General features: G+C 37.7%; 16 protein-coding genes. 9 read left to right on the top strand and 7 right to left on the bottom strand.

Translation table 11 applies throughout. The features are described from left to right. Window positions 1-39: 39 nt before the first annotated feature. On the top strand, window positions 40-597 hold the full coding sequence (locus FJR37_RS16165) for a 3'-5' exonuclease (protein WP_168466523.1): 558 nt from the start codon (window positions 40-42) through the stop codon (window positions 595-597). Window positions 598-806: 209 nt separating this feature from the next. Here the strand turns inward: FJR37_RS16165 and FJR37_RS16160 are convergent, their stop codons facing one another. Then, window positions 807-1,232 carry a DUF4363 domain-containing protein gene (locus FJR37_RS16160; protein ID WP_168466522.1) on the bottom strand — a complete coding sequence of 142 codons (426 nt, stop codon included), beginning with the start codon at window positions 1,230-1,232 and terminating at the stop codon, window positions 807-809. A gap of 60 nt (window positions 1,233-1,292) precedes the next feature. Here FJR37_RS16160 and FJR37_RS16155 point away from each other — a divergent pair, with 60 nt between their 5' ends. The 3 genes from FJR37_RS16155 to FJR37_RS16145 all read left to right on the top strand — a co-directional run bounded on the left by FJR37_RS16155 (window position 1,293) and on the right by FJR37_RS16145 (window position 4,557). Then, a complete protein-coding gene (locus FJR37_RS16155; protein ID WP_168466521.1) occupies window positions 1,293-1,448 on the top strand; it encodes an ATP-binding protein in 156 nt (51 codons plus the stop codon). A 125-nt stretch (window positions 1,449-1,573) separates the two neighbouring features. Then, window positions 1,574-4,165, top strand: coding sequence for a cation-translocating P-type ATPase (locus FJR37_RS16150; RefSeq protein ID WP_168466520.1), 2,592 nt, complete (start codon window positions 1,574-1,576; stop codon window positions 4,163-4,165). A gap of 107 nt (window positions 4,166-4,272) precedes the next feature. Continuing rightward, the gene (locus FJR37_RS16145; protein ID WP_039201457.1) at window positions 4,273-4,557 is read left to right on the top strand and encodes a peptidase; all 285 of its coding nucleotides are present in this window, start codon (window positions 4,273-4,275) and stop codon (window positions 4,555-4,557) included. A 119-nt stretch (window positions 4,558-4,676) separates the two neighbouring features. On the opposite strand, the gene FJR37_RS16140 is transcribed toward FJR37_RS16145, so the two are convergent. Beyond that, window positions 4,677-5,912: a glycosyltransferase gene (locus FJR37_RS16140; protein ID WP_168466519.1), complete on the bottom strand. Its 1,236-nt coding sequence runs from the start codon at window positions 5,910-5,912 to the stop codon at window positions 4,677-4,679. 609 nt (window positions 5,913-6,521) lie between these two features. On the opposite strand from FJR37_RS16140, the gene FJR37_RS16135 reads away from it, so the two are divergent. From FJR37_RS16135 to FJR37_RS16120, 4 genes are all read left to right on the top strand, one after another. Continuing rightward, window positions 6,522-8,102, top strand: coding sequence for a glycosyltransferase family 39 protein (locus FJR37_RS16135; protein WP_168466518.1), 1,581 nt, complete (start codon window positions 6,522-6,524; stop codon window positions 8,100-8,102). Window positions 8,103-8,676: 574 nt separating this feature from the next. After that, window positions 8,677-9,819, top strand: coding sequence for a 7,8-didemethyl-8-hydroxy-5-deazariboflavin synthase subunit CofH (gene cofH, locus FJR37_RS16130; RefSeq protein ID WP_168466517.1), 1,143 nt, complete (start codon window positions 8,677-8,679; stop codon window positions 9,817-9,819). 186 nt (window positions 9,820-10,005) lie between these two features. After that, window positions 10,006-10,410 carry a photosystem II protein Psb27 gene (gene psb27, locus FJR37_RS16125; RefSeq protein ID WP_174763437.1) on the top strand — a complete coding sequence of 135 codons (405 nt, stop codon included), beginning with the start codon at window positions 10,006-10,008 and terminating at the stop codon, window positions 10,408-10,410. Between the two features lie 144 nt (window positions 10,411-10,554). After that, window positions 10,555-11,130, top strand: coding sequence for a Uma2 family endonuclease (locus FJR37_RS16120; RefSeq protein ID WP_039204034.1), 576 nt, complete (start codon window positions 10,555-10,557; stop codon window positions 11,128-11,130). Between the two features lie 93 nt (window positions 11,131-11,223). Here FJR37_RS16120 and FJR37_RS16115 read toward each other — a convergent pair whose 3' ends face one another. The 3 genes from FJR37_RS16115 to trmB form a co-directional block, all read right to left on the bottom strand. Next, window positions 11,224-11,685, bottom strand: coding sequence for a hypothetical protein (locus FJR37_RS16115; protein WP_168466515.1), 462 nt, complete (start codon window positions 11,683-11,685; stop codon window positions 11,224-11,226). Continuing rightward, entirely contained in the window at window positions 11,645-12,076 is a 432-nt protein-coding gene (locus tag FJR37_RS16110; protein ID WP_168466514.1) for a hypothetical protein, read from the bottom strand. Before FJR37_RS16110 ends, FJR37_RS16115 begins: the two co-directional genes overlap by 41 nt. Before the next feature lie 412 nt (window positions 12,077-12,488). Then, entirely contained in the window at window positions 12,489-13,193 is a 705-nt protein-coding gene (gene trmB, locus FJR37_RS16105; protein WP_168466513.1) for a tRNA (guanosine(46)-N7)-methyltransferase TrmB, read from the bottom strand. 148 nt (window positions 13,194-13,341) lie between these two features. Here trmB and FJR37_RS16100 point away from each other — a divergent pair, with 148 nt between their 5' ends. Next, complete coding sequence (locus tag FJR37_RS16100; RefSeq protein ID WP_168466512.1) at window positions 13,342-14,445, top strand: metallophosphoesterase; 1,104 nt, start codon at window positions 13,342-13,344, stop codon at window positions 14,443-14,445. A gap of 46 nt (window positions 14,446-14,491) precedes the next feature. Here FJR37_RS16100 and FJR37_RS16095 read toward each other — a convergent pair whose 3' ends face one another. Further along, window positions 14,492-15,748: an FIST N-terminal domain-containing protein gene (locus FJR37_RS16095; protein WP_168466511.1), complete on the bottom strand. Its 1,257-nt coding sequence runs from the start codon at window positions 15,746-15,748 to the stop codon at window positions 14,492-14,494. A 232-nt stretch (window positions 15,749-15,980) separates the two neighbouring features. Next, window positions 15,981-16,283, bottom strand: a 303-nt coding sequence (locus FJR37_RS16090; RefSeq protein ID WP_168466510.1) for a Uma2 family endonuclease, incomplete at its 5' end; no start/stop codon positions are given.

Below are 16,283 nucleotides of genomic sequence, written 5' to 3'. Positions count from 1 at the left end.
ACCAATTACCAATTACCTATTACCAATTATCAATTGCTAATGAATAACTATTTTTTAATAATTGATCTTGAGGCTACTTGTTGTAATCAAAAAAGTATTCCCCGTCATCAAATGGAAATTATTGAAATTGGTGCGGTGATGTTAAATCGCCAAACCTGGGAAATTGATTCTGAGTTTCAACAATTTATTAAACCTGTGCGAAATCCACAACTTACAACTTTTTGTACAGAATTAACCAGTATTTCTCAGCAACAAGTTGACGCAGCACAGAGTTTTCCAGAAGTGATGTCAAAATTAACTGATTGGATGAATTTATTTCCTGATCATATATTTTGTTCTTGGGGAAATTATGATAAATCGCAATTTTTACAAGATTGCAAATTTCATCATCTTCCTTATCCTTTTGGTGCAGAACACAGAAATATCAAAACGGAATTTTCAGAATATTTGGGTGTGTCTCATAAGTTTGGTATGGCACAAGCTTTGGAACGTTTGGGAATGGAATTACAGGGTACACATCATAGAGGTATTGATGATGCTCGAAATATTACGGCAATTTATCGTTATATGCAAACTACTCATACTAAGTTAATATGAAGCTGACTAAAATAGGATTTCGATAATAATTAAACGCAGATGCACGCCGATAAACGCAGATGAATGAGGATGATTATTATTCTGTGCAAGCTTACATAAAGTTGGTACATAGCATTTCCTAGTCTAATGATGTACAAAATTATCTGTGTTCATCTGCGTTTAATTCTGATTTCTGTCATTCACGAAAAGACTGTTTAAGCAAGCCCTAATTAGGATTTGGGAATAGCATTGATAGTTTTTTCTAATGACTGTAATGATGCTGATAATTTGTCTTTTTGGGGTTTAGCAGCTTTGAGTTCGTCTGAAATCTCATCCATGCTTTTTTCGACAACTTCATAATTATCACGAGATTTAGCTTTAATGCCATCTTCTACTTCTTTCCAAGCATCTTCAAACTTGTCAAATTCTTTTTTAGCTTGAACAAAGTTGCCAGATGTAACTGCGGTTTTTGTTTTTGAGACTACAGCAAGTAAACCTGCATTACTTGTTGTGGATTTTTGTCCTGGGACTTGTTCTGTGGAATTGGAAGTTGCTGCTGGAGTAGTTTCTGTGGAAGCTTGTTCGGGATTGTTACAACCTACTAAAGTCAGTAAGCTAATACTTGCAATAATTAACATTGGTTGGAAATTCTTCATTGTCAACTCCTAATGGATATTTTGATTTGTACCGCTAATATTTCCTAGATAAAACAGCAAATGTCAAGAACTCGGAAAGTGCAACTGGACAATTTACTGGGAAATACTTTGCAATATCAGTCTAATGATGGTCTGGTCAGGATAAAAATCGTTAAATGGGATGATTTTGTAGTTATGGAAGTGGCGGATACTGGTATTGGTGTCGTAAGCCTATGAGTGGGAACGCTCTGCTCAGAATAACAGTTTTAAGAGATTTTTAAGATAAATTTTGGGGATTTTTTGGTGATCGCTATATATATGTAGTTTACACGATATGTAACCACTCAAACAAAACTTTTATCATGACTCATAAAATCGAACTCCAATCTATTACGGGGCTATCTGTGTCAGCAGCAAGCGATCGCCTCCAACAAGAAGGATATAATGAGCTACCATCTACCCAACATCGCCAAATCTGGGAAATTGCCCTAGAAATCTTCCAAGAGCCGATTTTTCTCCTGTTATTAGGATGTGGTATCATTTACCTGTTTTTGGGTGATGCCCAGGAAGCTTTAATTTTACTAGGGTTCATCTTTTTCATTGTTGGCATCAACTTATACCAAGAACAAAAAACAGAAAAATCTCTGGAAGCATTACGGGATCTTTCTAGTCCACGCGCATTAGTTATTCGTGATGGCAAACGTCAACGAATTGCTGGACGGGAAGTAGTTCGAGAAGATGTGATTGTTTTGTCAGAGGGTGATAGAGTTCCTGTTGATGCTGTGGTGATGTGGTCTACCCATTTGAGCGTTGATGAGTCTTTGTTAACTGGGGAATCTTTACCCGTTCGCAAACAGGATACCACCGATTTAGAAAATACGATGAGAACCGCCACACAGCATCGTCCTGGTGGTGAAGATCTACCTTTTGTCTATTCGGGAACGTTAGTAGTTCAAGGTCAGGGAATTGCCCAAGTCTATGCCACAGGTATGCAGACGGAAATGGGTAAAATTGGTAAAGCCTTGCAAACTGTCGAATCCGAAGACACGGTTTTGCAACGGGAAACTCGAAAAATTGTCAGTAAATTGACCTTTGTAGCGATCGCTATTTGTGTAGCTGTAATCGTTATTTACGGTGCAACAAGGAACGATTGGCTACAAGGAATTTTAGCAGGTTTGGCACTGGCGATGGCAATTTTGCCCAATGAAATTCCTGTGGTCTTGGCAATTTTCCTGGCTTTGGGGGCTTGGAGATTTTCCCAGGCTAGGGTTTTAACTCGGCGTGTTCCTGTAGTAGAAACACTGGGTTCTGCGACTGTTCTTTGTGTAGATAAAACTGGAACGCTGACTTTTAACCGGATGTCAGTTCAGCAATTATTTGTGTATCAGCCCACAACATTAACACCGCAATTTTACGATGTCGCCCTCCATGAACGGGAAGCCCTGCCGGAAACTTTTCATGAATTAATCGAATTTGGGATTTTAGCCAGTCGCAAAGACCCTTTCGACCCCATGGAAAAAGCCCTCAAACAAGTGGGTGATGACTATTTAGCTAGAACAGAACATTTACATCAAGATTGGGAAATCCTGCGAGAATATCCCCTTACAGGTGAATTATTAGCCATGTCTTGTGTGTGGCAATCTCCAGAAGATAAATTAGTAGTTGCTACCAAAGGAGCGCCGGAAGCGATCGCTGATCTTTGTCATTTTAACACCCAACAAAGGCAAGATTTGGAACAGCAGATTAATAAAATGGCGATCGCGGGTTTGCGTGTTTTAGGTGTAGCCAAAGTTATTGGCCAACATCAAAAGAACAAAACCCTCAAATCTCTTCCTGAAGCCCAGCACGACTTTGAATTTGCCTTTTTGGGACTGCTAGGCATGGCTGACCCTGTGCGCCCAACTGTTGCCCCAGCCATTGCCGAATGCTACACTGCTGGTATACGGGTAGTGATGATTACAGGGGATTATCCCGCCACAGCCCAAAATATTGCCCGCCAAATCGGTCTAAAACCTGCCACAGAAGTAATTACCGGGTCAGAACTGGAAACAATGCCAGAAGGGGAGTTACTATCTCGCATTCAAACTGTGAATATCTTTGCGCGGGTTGTTCCCGAACAAAAATTACTAATTGTGAATGCCCTCAAACGCTGCGGTGAAATCGTGGCTATGACTGGAGATGGTGTGAATGATGCCCCAGCTTTGAAAGCTGCAAATATCGGTATTGCTATGGGTGAAAGGGGAACAGATGTCGCCCGTGAATCTGCGGATTTAGTTTTGCTAGATGATGATTTTTCTGCCATTGTCCAATCTGTGAGGCTAGGACGGCGAGTATTTGATAACCTGAAAAAAGGGATGGCTTATACTTTGGCGGTGCATATCCCCATTGCGGGAATGTCCTTGATTCCGGTAATATTTCATTGGCCGCTGGTATTATTGCCTATCCACATTGCTTTTCTGCATTTAATTATTGACCCTGCCTGTACTGTAGTATTTGAGGCTGAACCAGAAGAAAGCAATATCATGAACCGTCCACCCCGTAATCCCAGAGAGTCCTTATTCAGTCGTCGAACTTTGAGGTTAGCACTGCTGCAAGGGATAAGTGTGCTAGTGGTGTTACTGCTTGTATTTGCTGTGGCTTTTTATTCTGGACATGGAGAATTTGATGCCCGTGCTTTGGCTTTTACTACCCTAATTGTCTCGAATTTGAGTATGATTTTGAGTAATCGTTCTTGGTCGCGGACTATTCCCGAAATGTTACGCACTCCTAATGCGGCACTTTGGTGGGTGTTGGCTGGTGCTGTGGTGTTTATGGGTTTGGTGCTTTATGTTCCTGTGTTACGTCATTTATTCCGGTTCTCTTTTCTTCATTTTGATGATTTATTAGTTAGTCTCACTTCTGGGGTATTGAGTATTTTGTGGTTTGAAGGATTGAAGGTTTGGCGACGTAGATAATAATATGTCTCACGCAAAGGCGCAAAGGCGCAAAGGTAATACTAATCTCTTAATTCATCCGCGTTTATCTGCGTTTATCTGCGTTTAAAAATCTTTGGAGGATTACTGTGAAAAAAGCATTTCGTAAATATCATCGTGTTATTGGCATTATTGTTTGTGTCCCACTTTTATTAACTGTTTTAACGGGAATGTTAGCTACTGTTGTTAAGGAATGGCCGATTAATATTGGACTTTCTTCTCGATTGATGTTGGAAATTCATACTGGGGAAATTTTTCATTTACAGGCAATTTATCCGATTTTGAATGGTTTTGGATTAATTGGTTTATTGGTGACAGGTATGAGTATGTCGGGTTTATTTAATCAGAAGAAAAGACCTAATATTAATAATTAAACGCAGATGAACGCGGATAAACGCAGATGAATGGATTTCAAGGATTCAGAATAGAAGATCTTTTCTTCTTCTTCTTCTTCTTCTTTTTCTCCTGACTCCTGACTCCTGACTCCCAAAAATTATTTTACTTCTGTGACTCGCCAGCTTAGTTTTAGGTTAACCCAGAAGTTCCAAATTGTGGCTACTGCGATCGCTATTAATTTAGCTATATACTGGTTCATACCTAAGCTATTGAATAGGAAATTGACTACTAATGTTTGGATGATTATCCCTGCTAAACAGACCATATTGAATTTCAGGAATCTTTTGAAACGCTGGCGCTTTCCTGTCTGTTTCCGGGAAATATCCCCAAATGTCCACAAATCATTCCAGAGGAAATTATTGAGAATTGCTACTTCGGCAGATAAGATTGTACTGCGAGTTAAACCCAAATTAATTACGGTACGCATAATGTGAAATATGGTTAAATCTACAAATACGCCACTAAATCCCACTGCACCAAATCTGAGAAATCGCCCAATGGGAAAGTTGACTTTTTGACTAATTTTTCCTATTCTCCCAGTAGATAACCGTAATCTGATTAAGTGTTGAATATAGTCTACATATTGTTTCCACGTCACTTTGCTTTCTCCTTCTGTGCGTTCGCGGAATACATAACCGGCTTCAGCAATTTCTCCTACCTGTCCCCGACCAATGACTTCTAAAAGAATTTTATACCCTATAGGATTAAGTGTGGTATTAGCGATCGCACTTCGTCGTACCATAAAATAACCACTCATTGGGTCACTAACTCTCCCTAAAACTCCCGGTAAAATCACCAATCCTAGCACTTGCGCTCCACGGGATAAAAAGCGTCTAATTACACTCCAACTACTCACACCACCACCGTCTATATGACGACTAGCTAATGCTAAATCAGCCCCCGCTTCTATTTTTTGCAACAGTTGTGTTAATACTTCTGGAGGATGCTGCAAATCGCCATCAATTACGCCCAATACACGCCCTCTAGCCGCTTGCCAGCCACGTATTACTGCTGAGGATAGTCCTCTCTCTTCTTGACGACGCATGACCCGTAATTGGGGATAATCTGGAATCAGAGATTGTGCCACTTCCCAAGTTCGGTCAGGGCTATCATCATCTACTATAATGAGTTCATAATTACCAGGAATAGCTTTATCCAATAACCCACTTAATATATTGACCACATTTTCGATATTGTCACACTCTTGATACGTGGGAATTACTAAAGATAGGAAAATGGCATTGTTTTCGGCTGTTTCTTTGGGTGTAAATTCAGCAATCATCAATGTACCAATAGGAACTGCTAATAAAGAATTAGATGAGTTGATGGTCATAAAATCAGTAGTAAATTTTAACTTTCTAAATCGCCTATAAAGGTTAACTCTCCATAGAGTACAATACTTTTGGCATATAGAAACAATGGATAAATTTTAATATTAAATATTATTCTTTTTCCCTCTCCTTATTACGATACAAGGGGTAAAGCAAAAGCTTAATGGTGTCAACTTAATCTCAAATCCCTACCACATCTCGTTCCTAGTCTCTGACTAGGAATGTAGTTGATGAGGCTCTGCCTCTAATATTATTGAAGGCAGAGCCTTCTAGAATTTATTCCCAGCCAGAGACTGGGAATGAGATGACTTGGGTTCTTTGTCATTTGGCAAAAGTCCATGTCCCAACCGTTTTGAGTATAAAAATAGTCATGGTTTGTGAAAGATAAAGTCATTCCAGATCAAAATGTGAAATAACTGTTCACACTCTCACACTCCCCCCCTATCCTTAACGAGAGGTCAAGGGTTTCGATAATTTTAGAGGGGGGAGTGAATAACTACAATGTGAAAATATTTATGTTGCATATAATCTTGATAAAGATATAATGGTATGTTATTGACGTTCACACAAAAACTAGTTCTCTGAAAAATTTATAATAATTTTATTTGAATATGAATTTATATTTAAAGAAAATTCTAGCTTCACAAGTTAACTATTGGTTAAGTATTGGATTACTATCAATAATAACATTGTTATTGATTTTTTACCCTATTTACCGCATAAGTTTCTCAGGAATTTTTATAAATTATAATGAGGCTTGGAATGCATACCATCTGACTAGAGTAAATTCAGGAGAATTACTTTATAACTTGCAACAACAATGGACTCCAGTTAACTATCCTCCATTTTCTTTCTATATTGTCAGCGGTTTTAGTAAATTAATCCATAATCCTATTTTGGCAGGAAGATATTTATCGTTATTATCTTTGTTATTAATAATAACAATGGTAGTTTTTATAGTTAATATTTTAATTAAAAACCTTCATTATGCTGTTTTATCGGGAATATTTTGCCTAAGTTTATTCACGACAATGGCTCAAGTTTATATAGGCATGAATGACCCTCAACTATTAGGGCATTTACCAATTATATTAGCATTATTAATTTATTTACGACCTATTAAAATAAAATATCATTTATTGATAGTGGCAGCACTAATGGCAGTGGGTATTTTTATAAAACACAATTTAATTGCCTTACCATTGGCTATAACTATCGAACTTTTTTTGATTTCACGTCCAGATTTTTTCAAATGGCTGATTTACTTAGGCTTGATTACCAGCGGTTTTATTTTAATTAGTATCAATATATCTGGTAGCAATTTTATTCATGAAGTAATGCTTACTGGTAGCCGTGTATATAGTATTCCACAGATTGTAAATAGTGTAGATTTGCTATTAAGCAAGTTATTTATTCCGTTTATTCTCGCAATTATCGGTATAACTTATGCTGCCAGACATTTACAACTCAGAATTACTGCTCTATATTTAGTTATATCTATTAGTACAGGCATCTATTTTTCTGGAGGGTTAGGGACTAATATTAATATCTATTTCGATACATTTATTAGTCTTTCTATATTGCTAGGTGTAATTCTTTCTTATCTAGATTCCAAAAGTAAATTGGCAAAAATTTTCCCCCTAGTTATTAGCTTGAGTATCATAATGTCTACACGGATAATGATTATAGATAGTATTCACCAAATTATCCATTTACCTGATCTGGCAAAAGAAGAACAGATGAATCGTATAGATGCCTCTTTTTTGGCACAGCAAGATGGTTCTGTATTGTGTATACATAATAGCATCTTCATCTGCTATCTTTCTGGAAAGTCCTTTGAATATGATTCATTTAACGGAGGACAAATGATAGCAACTGGAAAAAATAATAAAAATAGCTTTTTAGAAAAAATAAACACAGGATACTTTAGGACAATTCTTCTGGATAATGACTATTTAAATCTAGGGTTAAATGAGAATAATTTAAATATTGAAAAATCACCAATTCAGAAAATTCATATAATGGTTGTAAAATATATCACTGATGGGTTAGAAAAGAAATTCGGTAAACATTCATCTGTTCAATTCAAATCTTTGGATCTCTTGAGAATAAATATTCTACAAGCTATCAATGAACATTATATTATCAGCCATAAAAGTATAAATGGGACTTTTTATACATATAAAAAATAAGCGATATTACTTAATATCCTCCCGATTCTAGTTTACCAAAAATTGTGTTGTCAAAAAAGTATTTAAAAAACTTAATGGATTATAATTGTACAAGACTCCCATTTGATTTTTGTTGGCGCAGTCTGTGCTTTGTGCTTACAAAACTCAATACGCCTTAATATTAACCAGCGGAGAAAGATTTCGTCTGTGTAAGTAATTGGACAAAAATATTTACAGTCATTGCGAGCGAAGGGAAGCAATCGCAAGGGTTGTGATTGCTTAATTTCACTTCGTTCCACATGGCTAACGCCACGCAACGCTTACGCAATGACATTGTGTAATTAATTCTGTCTCACTACTTAGTCTCGATTTATAATCTGTTAACAAAGATTCTCTAGAACAATGGTGTTTATCAGTTAAATAACATTTAAAAGTTACAAATTTCAATTTATTATGAAATTAAACGAGTTGTTTAAGTAGGTGAACACAATAAAACCAAACTGTGTCAAGAAACATAAAATCGCTGAAAACTTCTTTACTCTTGCCTTGCCATAACAACAATTTTCAACGCCAACCTACTTATATTTAATCACCTGTGACTACTATAACTTTTGAGTCTATTCTGCAATCGGCTTTGGCAGAGGATAATATATCCCCTAATGATGGAGTATTTTTACTAAAACAAACTGACCCACAGGCGATCGCTCAAATTCAGTCTACAGCAAATCAACTTCGTCAGAAACAAGTTGGTAATACTGTTACTTACATAATTAATCGTAATATTAATTTTACTAACATTTGTGAGCAACATTGCAGTTTTTGTGCATTTCGCCGGGATGATGGTGATTCCGATGCTTATTGGTTAAGTTCGGCGCAGATTTTAGAAAAAGCTACAGATGCAGTGCGTCGAGGAGCAACGGAAATATGTATGCAAGGGGGATTACACCCACAAGCGCAAATTAATGGTAAGTCTTTACCCTATTATCTCAAACTGGTAAAAACCATTAAGGACGAATTTCCTCACCTCCATTTACACGCTTTTTCCCCCCAAGAAGTCCAATTTATCGCCAGATTAGATGGAATTTCCTATACTGATGTGATTATAGCTTTGCGAGATGCTGGTGTCGGTTCTATGCCCGGAACAGCCGCAGAAGTGCTAGATGATGAAGTCAGACGGGTACTGTGTCCAGAAAAAATTGATACAGCCACTTGGCTAGAAATTGTCAGTACAGCCCATCAATTAGGTGTACCCACTACGAGTACCATATTGTCTGGACATATTGAAACCCCAGAACAGCAAATTGTCCATTTAGAAAAATTGCGATCGCTCCAACAAACAGCCATAGAAAAAGGCTATCCTGCAAGAATTACCGAATTTATTGTCTTACCCTTCGTTGGTCAAGAAGCCCCCAAATCCCTACGCAAAAAGGTAGGAAGAGACCAACCAGTTCTCGCTGATTCCCTATTACTAACCGCTGTAGCCAGAATTTATCTGGGAAATTACATCCCCAATCACCAACCAAGCTGGGTAAAGCTGGGACTAGATGGTGCTACAGCAGCCTTAAATTGGGGTTGTAATGATATCGGTGGCACATTAATGGAAGAACATATTACCACAATGGCTGGGGCTGTGGGTGGTACTTGCATGGAAGTAGAAACTTTACAAAATGCAATAACTTCTTTGAAAAGACCCTATCAACAACGGGATACTTTATATCGGCTAATGGGTAATGGGTAATTATCTCGTTCCCAGTCTCTGACTGGGAATGCAATCATAGAGGCTCTGCCTCATAGTATTATTGAAAAGGCAGAGCCTTATAGAATTTATTCCCCATACAGAGTATGGGAACGAGACAACTGACCTATTCCCCATATACCGATTCAAGATAGGATGGATTTTGATTTACTTGTTCTTTTTTACTTAATGCTTATGAAAAGCTATTGGTCGCGTTTGCTTTCTCTAGTTTTAGTTTTAGTTATCGGTTTAGTTGGCTGTGGTGGTAGTCCAGATAGTTTAACCGGGGATTATCGTCAAGATACCTTAACTGTAGTCAATACGTTGAGACAAACCCTAGAATTATCTCAAGATTCTCCAAATAAAGCCGAACTTGAAGCAGAAGCCCGTCAAAAAATCAATGACTTTTCGGCTCGCTACCAACGGAATACTTCTGTTTTGGCTCTTAACTCTTTTACCACCATGCGAACAGCCCTCAATTCCCTTGCAGGACATTACAGTTCTTATCCTAATCGTCCCGTTCCTGAAAAGCTGAAAAAACGTCTGGATGCTGAATTCAAGCAAGTAGAAGCATCCCTAAGACGTGGTGCTTAATTTATGTCTCAAGGATAGTTTCTTGATACAGTATCATTCAGGGCGGGGCTTCCCCGCCCAGGTTTCCCCAACCCGATTCTCACCTAAAAATCCCCAAATTTAGTTATCATAAAAGGCGGGAAGATTAATCCCTGCAAGCTAACTATGACTCAACTAAAAAATCAGCTTACTGTCGAAGAATTTCTCGCACTTCCCGAAAATGATACTACTTATGAGTTGGTTGACGGGGAAGCTGTACCTAAATATAAAAATGAGCAAATGTCTCCTAAATTCTTTCATGGCTCAACCACAGGAGCATTATTTATACTATTATCTACATGGGCGCAAGATCAAGGTCGTGTTGTTGTGGAATGGGGAATCAAATTAACCAAAAATCAAACAAGTTGGATACCCGTTCCCGATTTAACTTATGTTTCCTATCACCGTCTTGCTGCTGACTGGCTTGAAGATGAGGCTTGTCCTGTTATCCCAGAATTAGTAATCGAAATTATTTCTCCTGGTCAAACTTTTGGAGACATGATTGATAAAGCTACTTATTATCTACAAGCAGGGATTCTATTAGTTTGGATAGTAGATACAATCTCTCAAACTATTACTGTCTTTACAGTATCTTCTCTGCCTGTGACTTTTCGAGAAAATCAAATGATTAGTCATGAAATATTACCAGGATTAGAAATCACTCCTCATACTATCTTTCAACGGGCTGGTTTAATTCGTTAGTTGAAAGACATAGCAGGAGTCAGGAGTAAAACTGGCTTGCTATCTGGCTTTGAATTTACATCCTGTACCCTATGGCTAACGCCAAATAACTAATTATTTTTTACTGCTTTTACCCGCTTTGTGTTTTTTCTGCGCTTGTTCTAATCGTATTTTAATTTGTTCTAATTTATCACGGATTTTTAAAAAATCTTTATCAGTGTATTGGCTATAATACTCTCTAGCACTACATTCTAAAATGTCGTTTCTATTTACTAAATATCTAGCTAGTAAACTTTCATTAAAAAGAAAATCATAATTTGCTTGTAAATCCTTACAATTAATATAATTACTGATAGTTTTCACATATTCTCTTCTAAGAGAATGCTGTGATATTTTTGAATCCTCATCTACTTTTAGTAGATCTATCTGATTTACTTCAAGAGCATAATCATTTATTAGATGCAAAGCTGCATAAAAATACATAATAATAGCCCATTCAGGAAAATCCTTTTGGGCTATCTTTGCGCTTTCTTCGTTAGCTTGAGCTTGCAGGAGATAAATACTTGGTTCTGTCATTGTTGAAAATAATTATTTGATTTTTTTTATCCTCCCTAAACTTTCTAACTACTTGAACCTCAAGATGCCAATTTCTACTCTTAGTAAGGGCATCCATCTTCCATTCTGTTTCAACTGCAAAATCAGTAGCTTCCGTTAGAAGGTCTATTCTTTCACTAGGATTCACGGTAGCTAGTATTTCAAATATTATCTTACGTGAATCACCATTTTTGTTGCGTATTCCCCTAGCCGCTTGAACATTGGGTAAAGCTTCTAGTTTTTCAATTAATTTTCTAACTTCTGCTAATTCTGGGCGTATTTTTTCAACAATAAACCCAAAGAAATTTTTCAAAGCATTGGGTACAGTGAAGGGAGTATTGCTTTTTAATTTTTCTAGGTGTAAAGGAACCATTTTCGCCTCCTGAGATTTTAGAAGCCATAAAACTCCATAGATAAGTTAATTTGGCTCTTCGGCACTTGTTATGCCAAATATGAATTTATTTACTCCAAAACCTTTATAAATAAAGGATTTCATGGGTTTTGGTGCCACACTTATGTTAAATCAACCGATGGATCAACCTAAAGTCCTTATATGGTAAGGATTTTACAATTTGATGGGCTAATCTAGCATAGTAAGTCCCGAAGAGCCGTTAATTTTATCTACATTAGTGGCTTTTGAGTTGGATTAAGTCGGTTTGGTGTTTAACCAGTTAATCAACTATATCACCCATTAAAACAAAAGTTAGTAATTTATCACTTTTAAACACGGTTTCAAGGGATGATTATATATATACTCAAACAAGTCTAATCGTGTTTAGCTTAATCTAGCAAGGGTTACAGCCTGAGCGTAAGTTTCTGTACGATTGCTCATTTACCCCAGGCTCTAAAATTTCAGTTTTCTTTGTAAATAAAGCCCTATATACTGGTTCACCTTTGTTTTGAGTGGCTATTTCCCGTTCTGTGGGGACAGGGAGAGGATTTTGGGCTAACCATGTTGTTGTTCCTAGCTTCTCAAATGCAGGATGTTCATGAAAGCGATCGCACATTTCCACTGCTACAAATTCTATATCAGATTGCAGAAAAACAACACCACCCACTGCTAAATATTTCGCTAATTCTGTGACTAATTCCGGTTGGACTACCCGACGTTTCGCATGGCGATTTTTAAACCAGGGATCAGGAAATTGAATTGTAACTTTTTGTAAGCTATCTTGAGGTAAAGTTGATAATAAGGAAATGAGGGAATTATTCACATTTGCAAACAAATAATGCAGATTGGTTAAACCCATTTCATCGCGGATTCTATTTGCTTCTACTACTAGGGGTTCTCGGATTTCTAACCCTAAAAAATTCCAATTTGGTTCTACTTGTGCCATTTTGAGGACAAATCTACCTCTAGCACAACCGATATCTAAATGTAGAGGTAGGTTTTGTTGGATATAAATCTTTTCCCATTCTGGAGAAGCGGTTGGGGTTTGGAATTTACTTGCCAGGGGGTTTACGTGCTGACGAACTCGAACAGGTGACAAAATTTACGCTCCTAAAAAACAACAATTTTAAACAAATGTATACAAATATTATTAAGTCTAAATATTCCTGCACAGGTATACATAGTAAGAGTTATACTTTGAGAAAAAGAATCTTTGCAACTTTATTTTTAACATTTTCTTAAAATCAATGAAACTCAATTTTCGTTTTGCTATCGTTAGCGACTTACACATTGCGCTTCCTGAAACAATCTGGGATCACCCTAGTCGGTTTCATTTGGTGGAAGTGAGTATTCCGGCTTTTGATAGTGTATTAGAACATTTAACCCAATTAGATTTAGATTTTTTGTTGATCCCTGGAGACTTAACCCAACATGGTGAATCAGCGAATCACAGTTGGTTACAAAACAGGTTATCACAGTTACCTTTTCCATCTTATGTTATTCCTGGTAATCATGATGTCCCTGTTTTAATCGCCAATCAACAATCAATTAGCTTTGCAGATTTTCCCTATTTCTACCAAAAATTTGGTTATGAAAATCCTCAACAACATTATTACAATCAGCAGATATTTCCAGGGGTGAGGTTAATTGGTCTTAATTCTAACTCATTTGATGATCAAGGTCAGCAAATAGGACGGTTGGATAGTCAGCAATTCCAATGGTTAGAACAGCAGTTAGCAGAGATTGATGATGAATTGGTTTTAGTTATGATTCATCACAACGTGGTTGAACATTTACCTAATCAATCAAATCATCCGATGGCAAATCGTTATATGCTGGAAAATGCTCCAGAACTGCGGACATTATTACAACGCTATGGAATTAAGTTAGTATTTACAGGACATTTGCACGTTCAAGATGTGGCTTGTGCAGAAGGAATATATGATATTACGACTGGTTCCTTAGTCAGCTATCCTCATCCTTATCGGGTATTAGAATTTAACCGCGATGAATTGGGTAATGAATCGTTACAAGTTGTTTCTCATCGTGTGGAATCAGTTCCAGATTTTCCCAATTTACAAACATTATCACGGCAATGGATGGGCGATCGCTCTTATCCCTTTGTTCTCAAATTATTGACCTTACCTCCCTTGAGTTTACCACTAGCACAGGCACAAACCCTAGCTCCTGGTTTACGGGATTTTTGGGCAACTATTGCTGATGGTGATGCTATGTTAGAATATCCACATTTTCCTATTCATGTCCGTCGTTACATTGAAGAATATAGTGCGGTTAATGATGGTAATACGGCTTTAATTGATAATCATAGTACGCTTTTAATTGGGAAGTAGGAAAAGGCAAGAGGCAAGAGGCAAGAGGCAAGAGGCAAGAAAATTTCTATTCCCTATTCCCTATTCCCTGTTCCCTGTTCCCTGTTCCCTGTTCCCTTAAAGAACGACAAATGGCGAAGACGGAAGTATAACCATGGAGGAAAGTTCTGCCGCTGACTGGACCAATTTCACCACCGCAGAAAAAGCCACCCATTGGGATGTCCTGGATGTAACGGCTAAATAGTTGAGAATCGAAATTAGGTTGGCCATACAGTTCTGTTCCTCGTCCTAAACAGGTGAACATCAAAGCACCTACAGGAGAAGGTTGTCCGGCATTTTCACTTTGATATTCTTGGAGTAAAATTTCTAAATCTTCGGCAGAAGCTTCGGCATCCCTCAAATGAAATTGTAACCTTTGACCGGCACGAATGCGATCGCCAATTGCGATCGCCCCAGCATTAGGATCTACTCCCAAAACATTGCGAATTAAAAAATCCCCCGAATGTAAATTTAGCCGAAATTCATCCATTGCTAAACCCACAAACAAAGAATGTTGCGCCAAAGTCCTTTCTTCTTCAGTCAAACTACTAATTAAATTTCGCAACACCATCAAAGGTACTTTTTCATCTAACTCTAAAATAATATTCCGTTCCGCCTTCGTTACTTGCAACGGTTCACCAATGGGACGACACCCTTGGGCTACAATAGTATCTAAGACGATATTGCCACTTAAAGCGATGCCTACCGTCCCTTCCCGATATAACTTATCATTACAAAATAAGCCCACACGACCATTCATAAAGCCGCTGCTGGCTTGTCCTCCCACCACCACCGAACCTGGATAAGCAAAATCTAACCCCTGCAACAAATCATTTGTTCCCGAAGCAAAGGGACTAGACAAGAGGATAAATTGAGGGACTACTGAAGGTGATACACCTACTAAATCAATCCAAGCAGTCGGGGAACTATCGGAATCTGGCAATTCTTCCGCCACAATATGAAAAGGTTGGATTTCGACACCGGGAAGATGGGCTAAAGTTAAACTCAGGGCTGGTTCTGCTTCTATTTCTTCCGTTTCTCCAGCTTGTTTTCTGCCGATTACACCCCCAGCACTACAACCAATTAGTATAGGTACAGAAAGTTTTTCCGCCAATAAAGGCAAAAGTCGGGAATACTCACTCATAAAAGCAGAAGAAATGAATACCAGCCCTAAATCCGCTGGTGCTGTTAAAGATGCCACAGCTTGTTCTACAACATCGTTAATAGCCGCTTCTAAGGAAGGACGAGTTGATAGGGCATTTGTCCACTGCATTTGATCTGCCATGAGTTTTCGGCTTGTTTCTGTTTTGGGGTTAGTTGATTATTTTAACTAACTTTGTCGCTTGCTGAATAGAGTCAGATCCCCGACTTCTCTAAGAAGTCGGGGATCTCGTTGTTCAGATACGTAGGGTGCGTCAGATATTACAAATCTGTTTATTAATATAATTTATGCAGTCTGACGCACCCTACAATACCTGATTTTTTTCAAAAATCCAATATGAGTTCTATATAAACATCTATTCAAACACAGGTGGCCATAATTCAGAAATAGCAATTTCCCAACCAGGAAATAATTCAGTTACGGTTAATTTATCATCTTCTGTTAATAATGTGATTTTACCATTAGGACGATAAACAGTAACAGTTAATTCATCAGGATTGATTAAAATTCCTACTTTTGCGCCTAATTCTAAAAATAATTTAAGTTTATCTTCTAATTTAGCAACTCTATCAGTTTTTGATTTAATTTCTACTACTAAATCAGGAACTAAATTACCGAAGTCTCTCACAGTCCGTTTTAATCTTTGGGCGGACACAAA

The organism is Aphanizomenon sp. UHCC 0183, from assembly GCF_009712065.1.
GTDB lineage: Bacteria > Cyanobacteriota > Cyanobacteriia > Cyanobacteriales > Nostocaceae > Dolichospermum > Dolichospermum heterosporum.
This window is presented reverse-complemented; position numbering and strand designations above follow the sequence as displayed.

Coding starts and splice junctions, on each gene's coding strand:
- FJR37_RS16165 (WP_168466523.1), top strand. CDS start 40: ATGAATAACTATTTTTTAATAATTGATCTTGAGGCTACTTGTTGTAAT.
- FJR37_RS16160 (WP_168466522.1), bottom strand. CDS start 1,232: ATGAAGAATTTCCAACCAATGTTAATTATTGCAAGTATTAGCTTACTG.
- FJR37_RS16155 (WP_168466521.1), top strand. CDS start 1,293: ATGTCAAGAACTCGGAAAGTGCAACTGGACAATTTACTGGGAAATACT.
- FJR37_RS16150 (WP_168466520.1), top strand. CDS start 1,574: ATGACTCATAAAATCGAACTCCAATCTATTACGGGGCTATCTGTGTCA.
- FJR37_RS16140 (WP_168466519.1), bottom strand. CDS start 5,912: ATGACCATCAACTCATCTAATTCTTTATTAGCAGTTCCTATTGGTACA.
- FJR37_RS16135 (WP_168466518.1), top strand. CDS start 6,522: ATGAATTTATATTTAAAGAAAATTCTAGCTTCACAAGTTAACTATTGG.
- psb27 (WP_174763437.1), top strand. CDS start 10,006: ATGCTTATGAAAAGCTATTGGTCGCGTTTGCTTTCTCTAGTTTTAGTT.
- FJR37_RS16120 (WP_039204034.1), top strand. CDS start 10,555: ATGACTCAACTAAAAAATCAGCTTACTGTCGAAGAATTTCTCGCACTT.
- FJR37_RS16115 (WP_168466515.1), bottom strand. CDS start 11,685: ATGACAGAACCAAGTATTTATCTCCTGCAAGCTCAAGCTAACGAAGAA.
- FJR37_RS16110 (WP_168466514.1), bottom strand. CDS start 12,076: ATGGTTCCTTTACACCTAGAAAAATTAAAAAGCAATACTCCCTTCACT.
- FJR37_RS16100 (WP_168466512.1), top strand. CDS start 13,342: ATGAAACTCAATTTTCGTTTTGCTATCGTTAGCGACTTACACATTGCG.
- FJR37_RS16095 (WP_168466511.1), bottom strand. CDS start 15,748: ATGGCAGATCAAATGCAGTGGACAAATGCCCTATCAACTCGTCCTTCC.